The organism is Microbispora catharanthi (genome assembly GCF_006334915.2).
GTDB classification, from domain to species: domain Bacteria; phylum Actinomycetota; class Actinomycetes; order Streptosporangiales; family Streptosporangiaceae; genus Microbispora; species Microbispora catharanthi.
In genome coordinates this window covers 1-14,924 of sequence record NZ_VDMA02000038.1, presented here as the reverse complement: position 1 = coordinate 14,924, position 14,924 = coordinate 1, and the positions used below count along the sequence as shown (strand labels likewise).

General features: G+C 68.8%; 14 protein-coding genes. 8 read left to right on the top strand and 6 right to left on the bottom strand.

Annotated elements, in window-relative coordinates; all coding sequences use genetic code 11:
• Positions 1 to 295 precede the first annotated feature (295 nt).
• Complete coding sequence (locus FH610_RS40450) at positions 296 to 1,861, top strand: Re/Si-specific NAD(P)(+) transhydrogenase subunit alpha (RefSeq protein ID WP_139580537.1); 1,566 nt, start codon at positions 296 to 298, stop codon at positions 1,859 to 1,861.
• Positions 1,862 to 1,863: 2 nt separating this feature from the next.
• Positions 1,864 to 3,270 (top strand): Re/Si-specific NAD(P)(+) transhydrogenase subunit beta, encoded by a 1,407-nt coding sequence (gene pntB, locus FH610_RS40445; protein ID WP_139580536.1) that lies wholly within the window; start codon positions 1,864 to 1,866, stop codon positions 3,268 to 3,270.
• 64 nt (positions 3,271 to 3,334) lie between these two features.
• On the opposite strand, the gene FH610_RS40440 is transcribed toward pntB, so the two are convergent.
• Positions 3,335 to 3,772: an ester cyclase gene (locus FH610_RS40440; RefSeq protein ID WP_139580535.1), complete on the bottom strand. Its 438-nt coding sequence runs from the start codon at positions 3,770 to 3,772 to the stop codon at positions 3,335 to 3,337.
• Between the two features lie 279 nt (positions 3,773 to 4,051).
• On the opposite strand from FH610_RS40440, the gene FH610_RS40435 reads away from it, so the two are divergent.
• Together FH610_RS40435 and FH610_RS40430 are read left to right on the top strand one after the other, a co-directional pair.
• Entirely contained in the window at positions 4,052 to 4,615 is a 564-nt protein-coding gene (locus FH610_RS40435; protein ID WP_205826400.1) for a winged helix-turn-helix domain-containing protein, read from the top strand.
• Positions 4,612 to 5,919: an MFS transporter gene (locus tag FH610_RS40430; protein ID WP_139580534.1), complete on the top strand. Its 1,308-nt coding sequence runs from the start codon at positions 4,612 to 4,614 to the stop codon at positions 5,917 to 5,919. The genes FH610_RS40435 and FH610_RS40430 overlap by 4 nt, the downstream gene beginning before the upstream one ends.
• A gap of 79 nt (positions 5,920 to 5,998) precedes the next feature.
• Here the strand turns inward: FH610_RS40430 and FH610_RS40425 are convergent, their stop codons facing one another.
• The 3 genes from FH610_RS40425 to FH610_RS40415 form a co-directional block, all read right to left on the bottom strand.
• Positions 5,999 to 7,003 carry a MerR family transcriptional regulator gene (locus FH610_RS40425; protein ID WP_139580533.1) on the bottom strand — a complete coding sequence of 335 codons (1,005 nt, stop codon included), beginning with the start codon at positions 7,001 to 7,003 and terminating at the stop codon, positions 5,999 to 6,001.
• 6 nt (positions 7,004 to 7,009) lie between these two features.
• A complete protein-coding gene (locus tag FH610_RS40420) occupies positions 7,010 to 7,702 on the bottom strand; it encodes a HEAT repeat domain-containing protein (RefSeq protein WP_240809486.1) in 693 nt (230 codons plus the stop codon).
• Between the two features lie 167 nt (positions 7,703 to 7,869).
• Positions 7,870 to 9,687 carry a glycosyltransferase family 39 protein gene (locus tag FH610_RS40415; protein ID WP_139580532.1) on the bottom strand — a complete coding sequence of 606 codons (1,818 nt, stop codon included), beginning with the start codon at positions 9,685 to 9,687 and terminating at the stop codon, positions 7,870 to 7,872.
• Positions 9,688 to 9,983: 296 nt separating this feature from the next.
• Here FH610_RS40415 and FH610_RS40405 point away from each other — a divergent pair, with 296 nt between their 5' ends.
• Together FH610_RS40405 and FH610_RS40400 are read left to right on the top strand one after the other, a co-directional pair.
• A complete protein-coding gene (locus FH610_RS40405; protein WP_139580531.1) occupies positions 9,984 to 10,886 on the top strand; it encodes a VOC family protein in 903 nt (300 codons plus the stop codon).
• A gap of 75 nt (positions 10,887 to 10,961) precedes the next feature.
• On the top strand, positions 10,962 to 11,279 hold the full coding sequence (locus FH610_RS40400) for a hypothetical protein (RefSeq protein ID WP_139580530.1): 318 nt from the start codon (positions 10,962 to 10,964) through the stop codon (positions 11,277 to 11,279).
• Between the two features lie 3 nt (positions 11,280 to 11,282).
• On the opposite strand, the gene FH610_RS40395 is transcribed toward FH610_RS40400, so the two are convergent.
• A complete protein-coding gene (locus tag FH610_RS40395; protein ID WP_139580529.1) occupies positions 11,283 to 11,915 on the bottom strand; it encodes a hypothetical protein in 633 nt (210 codons plus the stop codon).
• A gap of 240 nt (positions 11,916 to 12,155) precedes the next feature.
• On the opposite strand from FH610_RS40395, the gene FH610_RS40390 reads away from it, so the two are divergent.
• Together FH610_RS40390 and FH610_RS40385 are read left to right on the top strand one after the other, a co-directional pair.
• A complete protein-coding gene (locus FH610_RS40390; protein WP_240809490.1) occupies positions 12,156 to 13,379 on the top strand; it encodes a sensor histidine kinase in 1,224 nt (407 codons plus the stop codon).
• Positions 13,376 to 14,035 (top strand): response regulator, encoded by a 660-nt coding sequence (locus FH610_RS40385; RefSeq protein ID WP_139580527.1) that lies wholly within the window; start codon positions 13,376 to 13,378, stop codon positions 14,033 to 14,035. The genes FH610_RS40390 and FH610_RS40385 overlap by 4 nt, the downstream gene beginning before the upstream one ends.
• A 40-nt stretch (positions 14,036 to 14,075) precedes the next feature.
• On the opposite strand, the gene FH610_RS40380 is transcribed toward FH610_RS40385, so the two are convergent.
• The gene (locus FH610_RS40380; protein WP_139580526.1) at positions 14,076 to 14,390 is read right to left on the bottom strand and encodes a PIN domain-containing protein; all 315 of its coding nucleotides are present in this window, start codon (positions 14,388 to 14,390) and stop codon (positions 14,076 to 14,078) included.
• Positions 14,391 to 14,924: the final 534 nt, after the last annotated feature.

Sequence of the window (14,924 nt, the reverse complement as noted above, 5' to 3'; positions counted from 1 at the left end):
CGCGCCTCGGATGAAAGTTGCAGCGCCCGGGGAACTGAGCGCCCGGTGAGCTGGGAGATCCGAGGACTCATGCCGTGTGGACAACCACCGGCAGGTACACCTTGATCCGCACGCAGGGAAGTCGGGACAATCTCCCCGATATTCACATCAAATCGCATCCATCCCTTTCACCGCCGCCCGTACGGCGACGCGTGGCATGCCGCCGTTCCAACCACCGCGACCCACGAGTGAGCGGAGGACGGCGGCGACCGCAGGGTCGGCCAACCCGACGACCCGCCCGACAGAAAGGATCGTGATGAGTCACTCAGCGCAACGCCTGGGCGTGGTCGCCGAATCGGCGCCGGGCGAGACACGCGTGGCGGCCACCCCGGCCACCGTCGCGCAGTTGGTCTCGCTCGGCTACGAGGTGATCGTCGAAAAGGGCGCCGGCGGACGGTCGGGCTTCACGGACGACGCGTACGCCAGGACCGGGGCGCGGATCGCCGGCCGCGAGGAGACGTGGGACGCCGACGTCGTGCTGAAGGTGAACGCGCCGTCGGCGGACGAGACCGCGGCGTTGCGCGAGGGAGCCACGCTCGTCTCCCTGATCGGCCCGGCGGCGAACGCCGATCTGGTGGACGCGCTCGCGCGACGGCCGATCACCGTGCTCGCGATGGACGCCGTGCCGCGCGTCTCCCGTGCGCAGTCGCTCGACGTGCTGAGCTCGATGGCGAACATCGCCGGTTACCGCGCCGTCATCGAGGCGGCGCACGCGTTCGGGCGGCTCTTCACCGGCCAGGTGACCGCGGCGGGGAAGGTCCCCCCGGCCAAGGTCCTGGTGGCGGGCGCGGGCGTGGCGGGGCTGGCGGCCATCGCCACGGCGACCAGCCTGGGCGCGATCGTACGCGCGACCGACCCCCGTCCCGAGGTCGCCGAGCAGGTGCGCTCGCTGGGCGCGGAGTTCCTCGACGTCGGGGTCGCCCAGGAGACGAGCACGGACGGGTACGCCCGGGAGACCTCGCGGGACTACGACCGCCGCGCCGCCGAGATGTACGCCGAGCAGGCCGCCGACGTGGACATCGTCATCACCACCGCCCTGATCCCCGGACGTCCCGCCCCCCGGCTGCTCACGGCCGAGCACGTGGCGCGCATTCGCCCGGGCAGCGTCGTCGTCGACATGGCCGCCGCGCAGGGCGGGAACGTCGAGGGCACCCGCCCCGGGGAGGCGGTCGTGACCGAGAACGGCGTGACCATCATCGGCTACACCGACCTCGCGGGGCGGCTGCCGGCGCAGGCCTCGCAGCTCTACGGCACCAACGTCGTCAACCTGATGAAGCTGCTCACCCCGGGCATGGACGGCCGGCTCGTGCTGGACTTCGACGACGTCGTGCAGCGCGCGATGACCGTCGTCCGCGACGGCGAGAAGACCTGGCCGCCGCCGCCCGTGCCGGTGAGCGCGGCCCCCGCCGCCCCCGCCACCCCGGCCGCCCCGGTGCGGGGAACGGCGGCGGCTCCCTCCGGGCGACCGCCGTCGCCGCCCGGACGGCGACGCCATCTGGTCACCGCCGCCGTCGCCGCCGCGCTGTTCCTCCTGACCGCCTTCTCGCCGAACACGCTGATCGAGCACGTCACCGTCTTCGTCCTGTCGATCGTGATCGGCTACTACGTCATCGGCAACGTCCACCACGCGCTGCACACGCCGCTGATGTCGATCACCAACGCCATCTCCGGGATCATCGTGGTCGGCGCGCTGCTCCAGATCGGGCAGGGCGACACGGTCGTCGCCGTCCTGTCGTTCATCGCCATCCTGCTGGCGAGCATCAACATCGTCGGCGGCTTCGCCGTGACCCGGCGCATGCTCGGCATGTTCACGAGGAGCTGACCGTGACCCTCGCCACGGCCGCACAGGCCGCCTACATCGTCGCCGCCCTTCTGTTCATCCTCAGCCTCGCCGGCCTGTCCAAGCACGAGACCGCACGCTCCGGCGTCGTGCTGGGCATCTCCGGCATGGTCATCGCGCTCGCCGCGACGGTCGTCCTCGCCGCGGACGGCGGCGAGACCCTCGCGGTGGTCCTGCTCCTGGCCGCGATGGTGATCGGCGCCGCCGTCGGGCTCTGGCGGGCCCGGATCGTCGAGATGACCGCCATGCCGGAACTCATCGCCATCCTGCACAGCTTCGTCGGCCTCGCCGCCGTCATGGTCGGCTGGAACGGCTTCCTGGAGGTCGAGAACGGGGGCGGGGCGCGGGCGGAGGTCCCCGGCTCGCTGCTGGGCGTCCACCACGCCGAGGTGTCCATCGGCGTGTTCATCGGGGCGCTCACGTTCACCGGGTCGGTCGTCGCGTTCCTCAAGCTGTCGGCCCGGATCGACTCCCGCCCGATGATGCTGCCGGGCAAGAACCACCTGAACCTGGGCGCGCTCGCGGCGTTCGCGGTCCTGACCGTGCTCTTCGTGATCTCCCCGAACCTCGGGCTGCTCGTCGCGCTGACCGCCGTGGCGCTGCTGCTCGGCTGGCACCTGGTCGCCTCCATCGGCGGCGGGGACATGCCCGTCGTCGTCTCGATGCTGAACAGCTACTCGGGGTGGGCGGCCGCGGCGTCCGGGTTCCTGCTCGACAACAACCTGCTGATCGTCACCGGCGCCCTCGTGGGCTCGTCCGGCGCCTACCTGTCGTACGTGATGTGCCAGGCGATGAACCGGTCGTTCATCTCCGTGATCGCCGGGGGTTTCGGCATCGAGGCGGGCCCCGCCGGCGACCGCGACTACGGCGAGCACAAGGAGATCACCGCCGCCGAGACCGCCGACCTGCTCAAGGAGGCCAAGTCCGTCGTCATCACCCCCGGGTACGGCATGGCGGTCGCGCAGGCGCAGTATCCGGTCGCCGACCTCACCCGCAAGCTGCGGGAACGCGGCGTCGAGGTGCGCTTCGGCATCCACCCGGTCGCCGGCCGCCTGCCCGGTCACATGAACGTCCTGCTCGCCGAGGCCAAGGTGCCGTACGACATCGTGCTCGAAATGGACGAGATCAACGACGATTTCGCCACCACGTCGGTCGTCCTCGTCATCGGCGCCAACGACACCGTGAATCCGGGGGCCGTCGAGGACCCGGACAGCCCCATCGCCGGGATGCCCGTCCTGCGCGTGTGGGAGGCCGAGAACGTGGTCGTCTTCAAACGGTCGATGGCCACGGGCTACGCCGGGGTGCAGAACCCCCTGTTCTTCCGGCACAACAGCAGGATGCTCTTCGGCGACGCCAGGCAACGCGTCGAGGAGATCGTCTCCGCGCTCTGACGATGTGACCAGCCTGCCGACGAGCGCCGATCCGGGCCGGGAGGACGACGCCTCCCGGCCGCGGTCACCCGTGCTCGATCTTCGTCAGCCCGAAGCCGAGCTGGCTGTAGAGCTCCAGCTGGTCGAAGTATTCGCGGTGCGTGACGATCCTGCTGTCCCTGACGAAGGTCGAGCAGGTGGCGCGGAGAGTGATGTGACGGTCCGTTCCCTCTATCTCGCGCCCGTCCGGCAGCAGGAAAGGCCCCTTATGGGTGCCGGTATAGGTCCATTCCGTGACGGCGGGGTTGTCACAGTCGCCGAGCTCGAACCAGGCCGTCGCGTGGAAGTCCGGAAAGGCCCTGAAGAACTGCTCGTACATCCAGGCGATCTGGTCGTGGCCTTCCGCCACGCCTGACGGCGTGACATACACGGCGCCGGGGCTGTAGCAGCAGAGGATCCCCGGTATGTCGTGATTGTTGATCGCGTCGGCCAACCAGTGCTTGAGGTCCCAGAAAGTAGCCATAGGGCGCCCTTGATGCGTCGAATATCGGCTTCTCAATTTACGCAAAGCACGGTTTTCCCATGGTTCCCGAAGGGCCTCACCTTGGCAAAAGACGGCTCGCGGTCGTCCCCGTCGGCTACGCGGCTCCAGCTCCGTCTGGGCGTCAAGCGGCCACCGTCAGCTGCACCGTGGTCCTGGCCATCCGGGGGATGACGGGACGCCCAGTGGTGACTGTGCAGCGATCCACGCGGACGCACAAGAGTTGTTGCACAACACCTCTTGTGCTTCTAGGGTGGGCGGGTGAGTGATCGCCCAACGCGTGAAGTACGCGACTCGAAGGTGCTCGCCGCGATGTCACACCCGCTGCGCCGGCGGCTGCTCGACATCCTGCGGGTGGACGGGCCCTCGACGGCGTCGGTGCTCGCCGACAGGACCGGGCAGGCCGTCGGCAACATCAGCCATCATCTGAAGGTCCTCGCCGCGAGCGAACTCGTCGAGGAGGTGCCGGAGCTCGCGCGTGACCGCCGGGAGCGCTGGTGGCGCAGGTCGCCGGACGTCCTCAGCTGGTCGGCGTCGGACTTCCCCGACGATCCCGTGGCCGCGGCGGCGGAATCGCTCGTCCTCGACCGGCAGACCGCGCTCGTACGGCAGTGGTTCGCCGAGCGCGACGGCTACCCGGAGCCGTGGCGGCGAGCGGCGTTCACCACCGACCACTGGGCGAGGCTGTCGGTCGCCGAGCTCGCCGAGTTGGAAGAGCAGATCTTCGCCCTGTTCGCCTCGCTGGCCGACCGGGAGGTTCCCGACGACGGGGAAGAACGCACGCTTGTCTTCCTCACCGTCCGCGCCGTGCCGGGCCGGCCGTGACCACGACGCCGGTCGTACGCGGCGGACTGCTGGGGACTCGCGACTTCCGGTTGTTGTGGATCGGCGAGACGACGAGCACGCTCGGCAGCTCCGTCGGCGGTGTGGCGCTTCCACTGGCCGCCGTGATGACACTGCACGCGAGCCCGCTGACCGTCGGGCTGCTGACCGCGGCCGCCTGGCTGCCGTGGCTGCTGGTCGGACTGCCCGCAGGCGCATGGGTGGACCGGATGCCGAAACGGCCGGTGATGCTGGCGTGCAACAGCGTGTCCATGGCGGTGTTCGCGAGCGTGCCGATCGTGGCATGGCTCGGCGCGCTGACGACGGCGCACCTGCTCGTGGCGGCCACGACGGGCGGTGCGGCGAGGGTGTTCTTCACCCTCGCCTACCGGGCCTACCTGCCCGTGTTGGTCGAGAGCGAGCGGCTGCTGGAAGCCAACGCCAAGCTCCAGGGCAGCGAATCGGCCGCGCAGATCGCCGGTCCGGGGCTGGCAGGGCTGCTCGCGCAATGGTTCGGCGCGGTCAGCGGCGTACTGGCCGACGCGGTCAGCTTCGCGATCGCCGTGCTGTGCCTGCGTTCCGTGGGCACGCGCGAGACCCGCCGGGAGGGTGCCGCGAAACGGCGGCTGCGCGCAGAGATCCGCGACGGGCTGCGGTTCGTCGTCCGCGACCCCTATCTGCGCACGCTCACCGCCTTCGGCGCGATGTCCAACATCGCCTTGATGGGTTACTCGTCGATCCAGGTCGTGTTCCTCACCCGGGACCTCGGCGCCGGGGCAGGACAGGTGGGTGTCGTGCTGGCGGTGGCAAGCTCGGGCGGCCTGTTCGGCGCCGCGCTGTCCGGCCGGACGGCCACGCGATTCGGAACGGCACGGGGATTCCTGCTGTGCGAGGCGCTCGCCGCACCGATGGCTGTGCTCGGGCCGATCGGCAGCGGCGGCACGGGGCTGGTTCTCTTCACCGCCGCCGGCTTCGGCACCGGCCTGGGCATCGTCGCCTCGAACATCCTGACGAGCACCTTCCGCCAGCACTACTGCCCGGCCGAACTGTTCGGACGGATCACCGCGAGCGCCTCGGCCCTGAACTACGGCGCGATCCCCCTCGGCGGGCTGCTCGGCGGCGTGCTGGGCGAGGCGGTCGGCGTACGCGAGACCCTGATGCTGATGGCCGTCATCCAGCTCCTCTCACTCGCCGTCCTGCTGCTCAGCCCGTTCCGCCCCCTGCGCGACTTCCCCACCCCTCCGCTTGTCGACCACGCTGCACCGGTCCTTCATCCGGTACGACCGCGTGGTGCAGACCGATCGTGATATCTCGCTGAGATGATCAGAAGTGGGACGGCGCTGGGCGCCCTGGGCTCGTTGCAGCACAGCAGCCAGACAAGATCCGTTATTGCGCGCTGCGCAGCTTGAGAAGGTATGTCGCGGTAAGCGCAACGGCACGGTCTCCGTCGTCCGACAGATCTGCGAGGGCACGCGACGTCGTGATCCCCGGGATGTCCGCGAGCGCCTGTGTCAGCCGTCGACGTGCAGACGACTCGATGCCGCTCTGGGCGAGACAGCCGACGAGCCTGGCAGCGATCTGATCCGTCAACGCGGGGTCACTCGCCAGCACGCTCAGCGCATCGGCCGCATCGACGTCGTTCGTCCCCTCGACGATCATGTCGATGAGCGTCGGGACCGCGTCGGCTGCTCCACGTGCCCCGAGTGCCAGAGCCGCACACCCGCGAACCACGACATCGGAGTTCGTGAGGGCGTGCTGCAGCAGTGCGGTGGCCGCACCGCTCGGAATCTCGGCGATGGACTGGACGGCACGTTTCCGCACCTCGGCCACTGGCGAGTCGAGGCCCTCCGCCAGCAGCGGCACTCCGCTGTCGCCCGATCGCGCCAGAGCCCATCGAAGGGCTCCGGCGACGTTCGGGTCCGTCTCGCTCAGCGCTGCCTCGACCAGAGCTTCCACCGGCACCGAAACCTCTTCGACCGACGACAGGGCCGCACGCTGGCGCTTGCCTGCGCTCTCCGACCCCAAGGCCTGGAGGAGTGCCACGATCCGGAGGACGTCCTCCCAGCCGGCGGGTTCCGCGGCACCGATCCGACGCAGTCGCGTGAGCAGTTCCGTCTCGGCCGCGATGCGTTCTCTCGTCTGGCGGATGAGGTCGTCGACGAGTTCCGAGGGCGTGAAGCCGGGATCATCCAGCGCACGCCCGACTTCACGCAGCGACAGCCCCAATGACCGCAGGCTCTCGATATGGAAGATCCGCCGGATGTCCTCGCTGGAGTACTCCCGATAGCCCGCCTCGGTACGACCCGTTGGCCGCACCAGGCCGAGCGATTCGTAATGCCTGAGCATGCGGGCGCTGACCCCGGACCGTCGTGCCACATCACCGATCAACATCGCCTGTCACCCCTCCTGGCCGGCCGTGCCGAGGACTGCGACGCGCTTCGCCTCCTCGATCGCGAACTCGAATCCGGCATCCGGGTTGCGCAACAGCCGTTCCGTGGCGATCGCGTGCTGACGCACACGAGGGTCGCGATTCGTCATCGCGGCGTCCAGGGGCGGCGTGATCACCTTACCGAGCGCGATCAGCGCCCGGCTGAGGCTCAATTGTGTCTCACGCTCACCGCGTCCCAGCTGTGTCGCCAACACCCCGGCCAGCTCGGATTCTTCACCTTCGGGCACGAGTACGACCGCTGCTCGCCAGGCGCTCCGCGCCACCTCGTCGTCGGCGTCGGTCAGCAGCGCCCGTGTGATCGCCGGCCACGCCTGCCGATCCCCGATCTTGGACAGCGTGTGCAACGCCTGGCTTCGCGCCTGCGCACGCTCCGAGCGAAGTTCGTCGATGAGCTTCGGCACCGTCATCGATGACGAGTGGCGGGTGAGCGCCCACGTGAGCATGTCGCGCACGTAGAAATCGGGCTCGATCGCGCATCGTTCGACGAGCTTGTCGACGAACCGCGGGTCCGGGGTCGTGCCGACCGCCAGCACTGCCTGTAGCCGCACCGACGAGCTGCTGCTCTCCAGCGCTTGAAGAGCTCGCAACGTGTTCGTGTCGTCTTCCGGCGTGGTCATCGGAACCACCACCTCCTCGGCCACAGTCAAGACCTTGTCACTGTGTCAAGGTCAAGCGGAGCCGCGCGCGAGATGGCCGACCACGTTGAAGGTTCCGGGCCGGATATCGCAAGGCGTCCTCGGGGAGGGCCGCGATCTGTTCGATGCCGGGTCCGGGTGAGGTCTCGAGGAGACGCGCCGAGACCATTCGGTCAACCGGCGCAATGGTTGTCGGCTAGGGATTTGTTCGCATCGGGGTTGCCGAGGGACACCGCCGCGTTCCAGTCGGCGCAGGCGGCGCCGGTGTCGCCCAGCCGGGATTCGGCCACTCCACGCTGGTAATAGGCGTCGGCGTATTGGGGGATCAGTCCGATCGCCGCGTTCAGATCGGATATCGCCCCGCGTGGGTTACCCAGCCCGATCCCGGCCGCTCCCCGGGAGTAGTAGGCCTCTGCCAGCTGCGGGTCATAGGCGATGGCCGTGGAAAGGTCCGCGTACGCGCCCGAGTAATCACGCAGAGCGATTTTGACCTTACCGCGCTCGCTGTAGGCGGCTGCGAAGGTCGGAAGCCGCGACACCTCGTAGTCGAGCTCGCGGAGTGCCCCGGTGTAGTCGCGGTCGTGGTATTTGATCAGGCCGAGGTAGTGGTGCGCCAGGACGAAGTCCGGGTCGAGTTCGACGGTGCGCTCGAAATCCGATGTGGCGTCGGTGTAGTTTCCGTCGCGGAATCTGGCGATGCCCCGGCTGTTGTACGTCAACGCGACGCCGGGCTCTTTGGCGATGGCGTCGCTCATGATGGTTTCCGTGTTCCGCCAGGCCGTGTTCCGGATGATGGTCAGCGTGGCGAAGAGGATCAGGACCACCGCCGTCGCCCCGATCGCGCCGACACGCAGCCTGCGATCACGGTGCCGGAGCGCTGTGTCCGTGAGATATCCGGCGATGAGGAAGAGGCCGAGATACGGCAGGTACGCATATCTGTTCGCGTGGTAGCCGTCGATGAGAAGCACGGCCAGGGTCGGCGCGATGGTGACCGCGAAGAATCCGAGCCCGAAGACGACGATTCTGCGAGCCGGCCTCACCAGCCACAAAGCGGCGGCCCCGGCCGCGAGCACCAACGGGAAAAGGTAGAGATACCAGGGGAAGGGCTTGTGGGGGTACTCGTAAACGAGGGACAGATGGAACGGGTAGACCGACTGCACCAGATGGTTCACCAACGCCGAGCAGGCCAGGAGGATCCGGTCGACAACGGTGTACCCGTGCTGCGGGACCACGTCCTGCCGTACGTTCAGCGCGACGAGAACCGTGATCGCGGCGATGACGAGAAATGGAATCTTCTCCAGGAACAGACGCCGGCTCGGCCTGCGGCCCTGCAAGTGGTCCACGAGGAACAACACCAGGGGAAGCGCGACGGCGGTCGACTTGGAGAGCGCGGCCAGCCCGAACAGGACCACGGACCAGGCCAACGGCTGCCAGCGCTGTGACCTGCTGTAACGCAGGTAGACCAGGAGCGCGGCCAGTGAGAAGAGCGTGGCCAGCAGGTTGCTTCGGGCGGAGATCCAGGCGACCGTGTCGGCGTTCACGGGATGGATCGCGAACGCCACCGCGACGAAGCAGGCCAGGAAAGCGCGCTCGGTGAGCCGGCGGAACAACAGGAACACCAACACCACATTGGCCAGGTGCAGTATCAGATTCGTGAAGTGGTACATGCCGATCGCGCCGTGGCCGAACAGATAGTCGATCGCGTACGACACGTACACCAGCGGCGTATACATGAACTGCAGCGGCGTGGTGAACCAGTGGCCGATGTTGGTCCCGCTGAACTCCCGGATGGAGACGTTGTCCACCACGCCCTCGGGATCGTCGAAATAGATGAAGCCGTTGCCGAGGCCGTTGGCGTGCACGGCGAAGGCTCCCGCGACGATCAGTAACAGAATCTGCCATTGCAGGGAGGGGTCCTGCGCTCTGGTCGTGCTTTTGCGCGCGGCGGCATAACGGGCACCGCGGCGAACGGCCGGGCGAGCGGGCGTCATCACACGCCTCCAGTGAGCGTCGTCGCTGTCGGGGCGTCCCAGTCCCGCCGGCGCTCTGTCGCCGGCTTGGACCGTCTCGGACTGTACGCCGCACTGATCGAAGCCGGTACCGGCTGCGGCCCGCTTCGTCCGGCGGAGGGGCCTGATCAGGCGAGCGTGTCCAAGGCGGCGAGGTCGTCGTCTGAAACGATCAGATCGGCGGCCGCCGTGTTCTCCTCCAGGTGGGCCCGTGAGGCTGGGCCCGCATCGGGCCCCTGTCCGCGCCGATCTCACCCGCCGGTGTATACAAGGCGAACATGACAGCGGATACCTTTACGGATTCGACAGCATTCCTCGCCTCCAAGGGCGCCGCCCAGATCCCTCACCCCGGCGGCACGCTCCTGGAGCACCTGCACCGCGTCGCTGCCCAGCTCAAGGACTGGGACGCGCCTGAAGAGGTGCAGCTCGCCGGTCTGTGTCACGCGACCTACGGCACAGACGGCTTCGACCACCCGCTCCTCGACCTCGCCGATCGCGCCGCGCTGGCCGAGGTGATCGGGGCCCCGGCCGAGGCGCTGGTGTATCTCTACGCCTCCTGCGACCGCGCAGCCACCTATCCCGCCCTGCGCTTCGTAGACCGCTTCACAGGCCGGCCGGTTGACCCCTCCGTCGCCGAACTCCGAGCGTTCATCCTGATCACGGCCGCGAACGAGATCGACGTCGCCCGGCACAACGCGGACATCCGTGCGAAACACAGGGCCGCGCTTCACGCGTTCTTCGCCCGTAACCGGGTTCTCCTGCCACCGGTCGCCTGGGAGGCCGTCAAGGAGACCTTCGCCGTCCGCATCGCGAGCCTCGATCACCTGGTCCTGACCGTGGCCGACATCTCGCGGACGATCGATTTCTACCGGGACGCCCTCGGAATGGAGCCGGTGACCTTCAGCGGTGGCCGCCACGCGCTCGCCTTCGGTTCCAGCAAGATCAACCTGCACCAGGCCGGGCACGAGATCCGGCCACACGCCCTCCGCCCCGTGCCGGGCAGCGCCGACCTCTGCCTGATCACCCGCTCGCCCCTGGATCAGGTGGCCGCTCATCTGACCGCCGCGGGCGTACCCATCGAAGAGGGTCCGGTTCCCAGGACCGGCGCGCTCGGCCCGATCACCAGCCTGTACATCCGTGACCCTGACCACAACCTCATCGAGATCTCCACCTACGACTGATGAAGTAGCCCTGGTTCAAGCCCGGACCCGCGAAGCGCCGGCTCAGGTGGCGAGAGTCCACGGCATCAGGACCTCATGCCGCACGTACCGGTTCTTCGCGGTGCCGGCGAGGAGAAGCCGGTAGAGCGGCCGGTCCTCACCGTGGCCCAGGTGTTCGAGCGGGCCGGCCTGGTGGCGGTACGGCTGCGCGCGTCGATCCTGCTCGCTGCCTTCGCGAGCCTGCGCTGGGGCGAGGTCGCGGCGCTGTGGCGGATGGACCTATACCTGAACGCCGGAACGGTCAGCGTTCGGCAACTGATATGGGCGAAGCGGTCGTCGGGCCGCACGGGGCTTGTTCAGGAGGGCGAGTCCTCGGTGTTCGGTAGGAACAGGCGCCGCCCCGCGGCGGGCTAAAGATCAACCCCGGGTGCCGGCAGCCGCCTGCCCGACCGTCGCGGGGGTATGATCCGGCCTCCCCCGCACGGCGAAGACGCCGATGGCGAACAGCGCCGCGAAGAAGACGCCGTCGGGCACCAGGAACCAGGCCCCGGGCAGCCCGAGGGCGCCGAGGATGCACGAGACGATCAACGCGATCCCGATCCACCACGGCAGCATCCGGCCCCTCAGCACAGCGATGCCGAGGCAGATCGAGCCGACGACCAGCGCCAGGAGCGCGACACCCTCGAAGACCGCGAAACCCGGCGGTTCCTGTGCGGGGATGCCGCCGTGGCCGACCAGATACGGCTTGACGAACGCCTCAGTGGTGCCCTCGCCGACATTGAGCATCACCAGCGCGGCGAATATGCCGGCGTAGCCGACGATGTGCAGCTTCTGCGCACGCCCGGCGAAGGTCAGGATCACCGGCAGCCCCAGCGCGATGATGACGTCCCCGACCAGCGCGACACCCTCGAACAGCGGCCAGTTCTGGTAGCGGAACACCTCGTCGCCGCTGCCCGGCGCGAGCAGGTTGGCGGCGAGGTAGCCCGCCCCCGCGACGATCGTGCCGACGATGAGCGCCCACCCGGCGAGGCGTCTCACGTTCACGGTCATGGTCTCCTCCATGGTTCGCAGCGCCAGGCGCTGTGTGCGATGCCGTCCGTCGGCGGCGCGTCCTCAGCGTCGGCCCTGCGCACCCGCGGCGTCGTCGTACCGGGGTCGGCACCGGTTGATACCCCGGTCGCGAACCACGCTGCCGGAAATGCGACCTGCGAATGACGCCACGCGAGCTGCCGGAAATGCGACCTGCGAATGACGCCACGCGAGCGCGCCCGTAGGTACCTTGCGGGGGTGATGGACGTGACAAACCCGGCCCGGGCCCGGGTGGAGTCGCCGGCGCGTGCGTGGCTGCGGCACAGGCCGGCCGGGATGCTCCCCGACGCGCTGCTCGCCCTTGCGATCACCGCCTTCGCCCAGGCCGACCTTGCGTTCCATCTCGACAACTCGACGCCGTACGGCCCGATGCCGGCCGTGGTCGCCTCCACGCTGGTGGCGACCTCGATCCTGGCGTTGCGCCGGGTGACGCCGCTCGCCACTGCCGTGATCCTCGCGGTCGCGATCGCCGGGCCGATGCTGGTGACGCCGCTGACGGTCACGCTGTGGGGCGATCTCCTGCCCATCCTGGTCGCCACCTACTCGGTGGCCCGGCACAGCGTGTCGGCGCGGGCCTTCATCGGCGTGGCGGCCGTCGGCGCCGGCTTGGTCGTAGTGTTCCTCCGCAACCCGGAGTCCGGCACCGTCGGCAACATCCCGTTCGTCGCGGTGCCGCTGGCGGTGTGCTTCGTCGCCGGCCGGGTGCTGCGTGCCCGTGCCCGCAGCCACTCCGACGACCGCGCCCGGGCCCGGCAGCTGGAGGCCGAGCGCGAGGAAGCGATCCGAGTCGCGCTTGCCAACGAGCGCGCCCGCATCGCGCGTGAGTTGCACGACATCGTGGCCCACTGCGTCAGCGTCATGGTGGTCCAAGCGGGCGCCGCCGAGGACCTGCTCGACCGCGACCCGCAGAAGGCGCGAGCACCGCTGCGCTCGGTGCAGGAAACAGGGCGGCAGGCCGTAGGCGAACTCGGGCGCATGCTCGGCCTGTTGCGCGGGGAACGGGCCCAGCTCGCGCTCAAGCCGCAGCCGGGCACGGCCGACCTGGCCGAACTGGTCGACCACATGGCCGCGATCGGCCTGCCGGTCGAGCTCACCGTGGAGGGTTCGAGCCGCCCGCTCTCACCCGGCGTAGACCTGACCGTCTACCGGATCGTGCAGGAGGCGCTCACCAACGTGCTGAAACACGCCGCGCCGACCACCGCGTACGTCAGCTTGCACTACGACGATCAGTCCGTACGGGTAAGCATCCGCGACACCGGGCGAACAGGCGGGCCGGGCGGAGCCGACACCAACCGCGTCGGGCACGGGCTGATCGGGATGCGCGAACGGGTCGGGCTCTACGGTGGCTCGCTTGAGACAGCGGGCACGCCCGGCGGTGGCTTTACCGTTACGGCGCAGTTGCCGCTGGAGGCGGGTCAGCGATGATCAGGGTCCTGCTCGTCGACGACCAAGCCCTCGTACGCGGCGGTTTCCGCTCGATTCTGGAGGGTCAGGACGATATCGAGGTGGTTGGCGAGGCGGTCGACGGCATTGAGGCCGTTGACCGAGGCTCCGTGCTGCAGCCCGACGTCATCCTCATGGACATCCGCATGCCGCGCCTGGACGGCATCGAGGCGACGCGCCACCTGCTGAACGGCGGTACCTGCCGGGCGCGCATCCTCATACTCACGACATTCGATGAGGATGAATACGTTTACCAGGCGCTGCGGGCCGGGGCGAGCGGCTTCCTGCTCAAGAGCGCACCGCCGCGCGAGCTGGCCGGGGCCGTCCGTACGGTCGCTGCGGGCGAGGCACTACTGGCACCAGAGATCACCCGGCGAATGATCGAGGATTACGTCCGCCGCCCACGGCCGGGCTCTGATCGCCCAGCCGGGCTCGAGACGCTGACCCCGCGCGAACTCGAGGTACTGAGGCTCATCGCTCGAGGCCGCTCCAACGCAGAGATCGCCGCGGAACTTTACCTCAGCGGGCCGACGGTCAAAACCCATGTCACCCGCATCCTCGCCAAGCTGGGTCTCCGCGACCGAGTCCAGGCTGTGGTCTTCGCCTACGAATGCGGCCTCGTCCACCCCGGCCACTGACCACGGCCGTGCACCAGCCCCGCCGCTGCGCCGAAGAGGATCAACCCGCGAGGTATCCGCGAACATCCAGCCGATCCTGTCCGCGTCGACCGGCGACGTCCGCTGCGGCGGCCGAGTGGTGGCGGCGTAGCCGGTCGGCACCCGAAAGCGGCGCGATGACGGCGGCGTCCACCAGCCCGAGAGGAAGATCGACGTACCTCTCGACGGGTTCCGCCATCCGAGGAAGATCCCCGTCCTCCAACTCGGCTACGTGGAAGCCGCTGCCGCCGAACGACTTCAGGAACGTGACTTCGGCTTGTGGGCCGACACGCGACTCCAGGAGACAGCCGGCCTCTCCCATGACCGGCGACGGCACGAGCAGCGGTCCCTCCGCCCGGCGGAGCAGCTCGAGACATGCCTCGTGGTGCGTGTCCTTGGCATTGCCGACAGCGAGAACGACCCCGGTATCACCAGGAGCACGCAGCGGCCCATCTCAGAGCGCAGAATCTCCTCATGACGTTCGGCGAGGTCCGGCTCGGCCTCAAACGACGCGAAGAACGGAAGGTCACGCTCCGCCGGGGCAGGCTCGTCCAGACGGCCGCTTGCACAACAGTATCGATGTGGCCGCATCATCCAGGCGATGACTGTGTAAGCCAGTAGGCGGTTCGGAAGATACGGGAGGCAACGATGGAGACGGAAGACTTGGCGCGTTTCGACGAGCTCGTTCGGACCGTGAGGGAAGGCCGCGAACTGAACCCCTCCGAACTGCGTGAAGCGGGAAGGCTCCTAGGGCGCGTATCGGGTTGTGATCAAGGGGTGGTCCGGGTGAGGTCTTTGATCCAGATCATCGCAGCGCGGAGGTGGAGGCCGGCGAGGTAGCTCGCAGGAGTCTTGTCGTAGCGGGTGGCGA

Excerpts from the sequence above, each read along its gene's own strand:
- FH610_RS40450 (WP_139580537.1), top strand. The coding sequence starts at position 296 with ATGAGTCACTCAGCGCAACGCCTGGGCGTGGTCGCCGAATCGGCGCCG.
- FH610_RS40440 (WP_139580535.1), bottom strand. The coding sequence starts at position 3,772 with ATGGCTACTTTCTGGGACCTCAAGCACTGGTTGGCCGACGCGATCAAC.
- FH610_RS40425 (WP_139580533.1), bottom strand. The coding sequence starts at position 7,003 with ATGTTGATCGGTGATGTGGCACGACGGTCCGGGGTCAGCGCCCGCATG.
- FH610_RS40415 (WP_139580532.1), bottom strand. The coding sequence starts at position 9,687 with ATGACGCCCGCTCGCCCGGCCGTTCGCCGCGGTGCCCGTTATGCCGCC.
- FH610_RS40405 (WP_139580531.1), top strand. The coding sequence starts at position 9,984 with ATGACAGCGGATACCTTTACGGATTCGACAGCATTCCTCGCCTCCAAG.
- FH610_RS40400 (WP_139580530.1), top strand. The coding sequence starts at position 10,962 with ATGCCGCACGTACCGGTTCTTCGCGGTGCCGGCGAGGAGAAGCCGGTA.
- FH610_RS40395 (WP_139580529.1), bottom strand. The coding sequence starts at position 11,915 with ATGACCGTGAACGTGAGACGCCTCGCCGGGTGGGCGCTCATCGTCGGC.
- FH610_RS40390 (WP_240809490.1), top strand. The coding sequence starts at position 12,156 with ATGGACGTGACAAACCCGGCCCGGGCCCGGGTGGAGTCGCCGGCGCGT.
- FH610_RS40385 (WP_139580527.1), top strand. The coding sequence starts at position 13,376 with ATGATCAGGGTCCTGCTCGTCGACGACCAAGCCCTCGTACGCGGCGGT.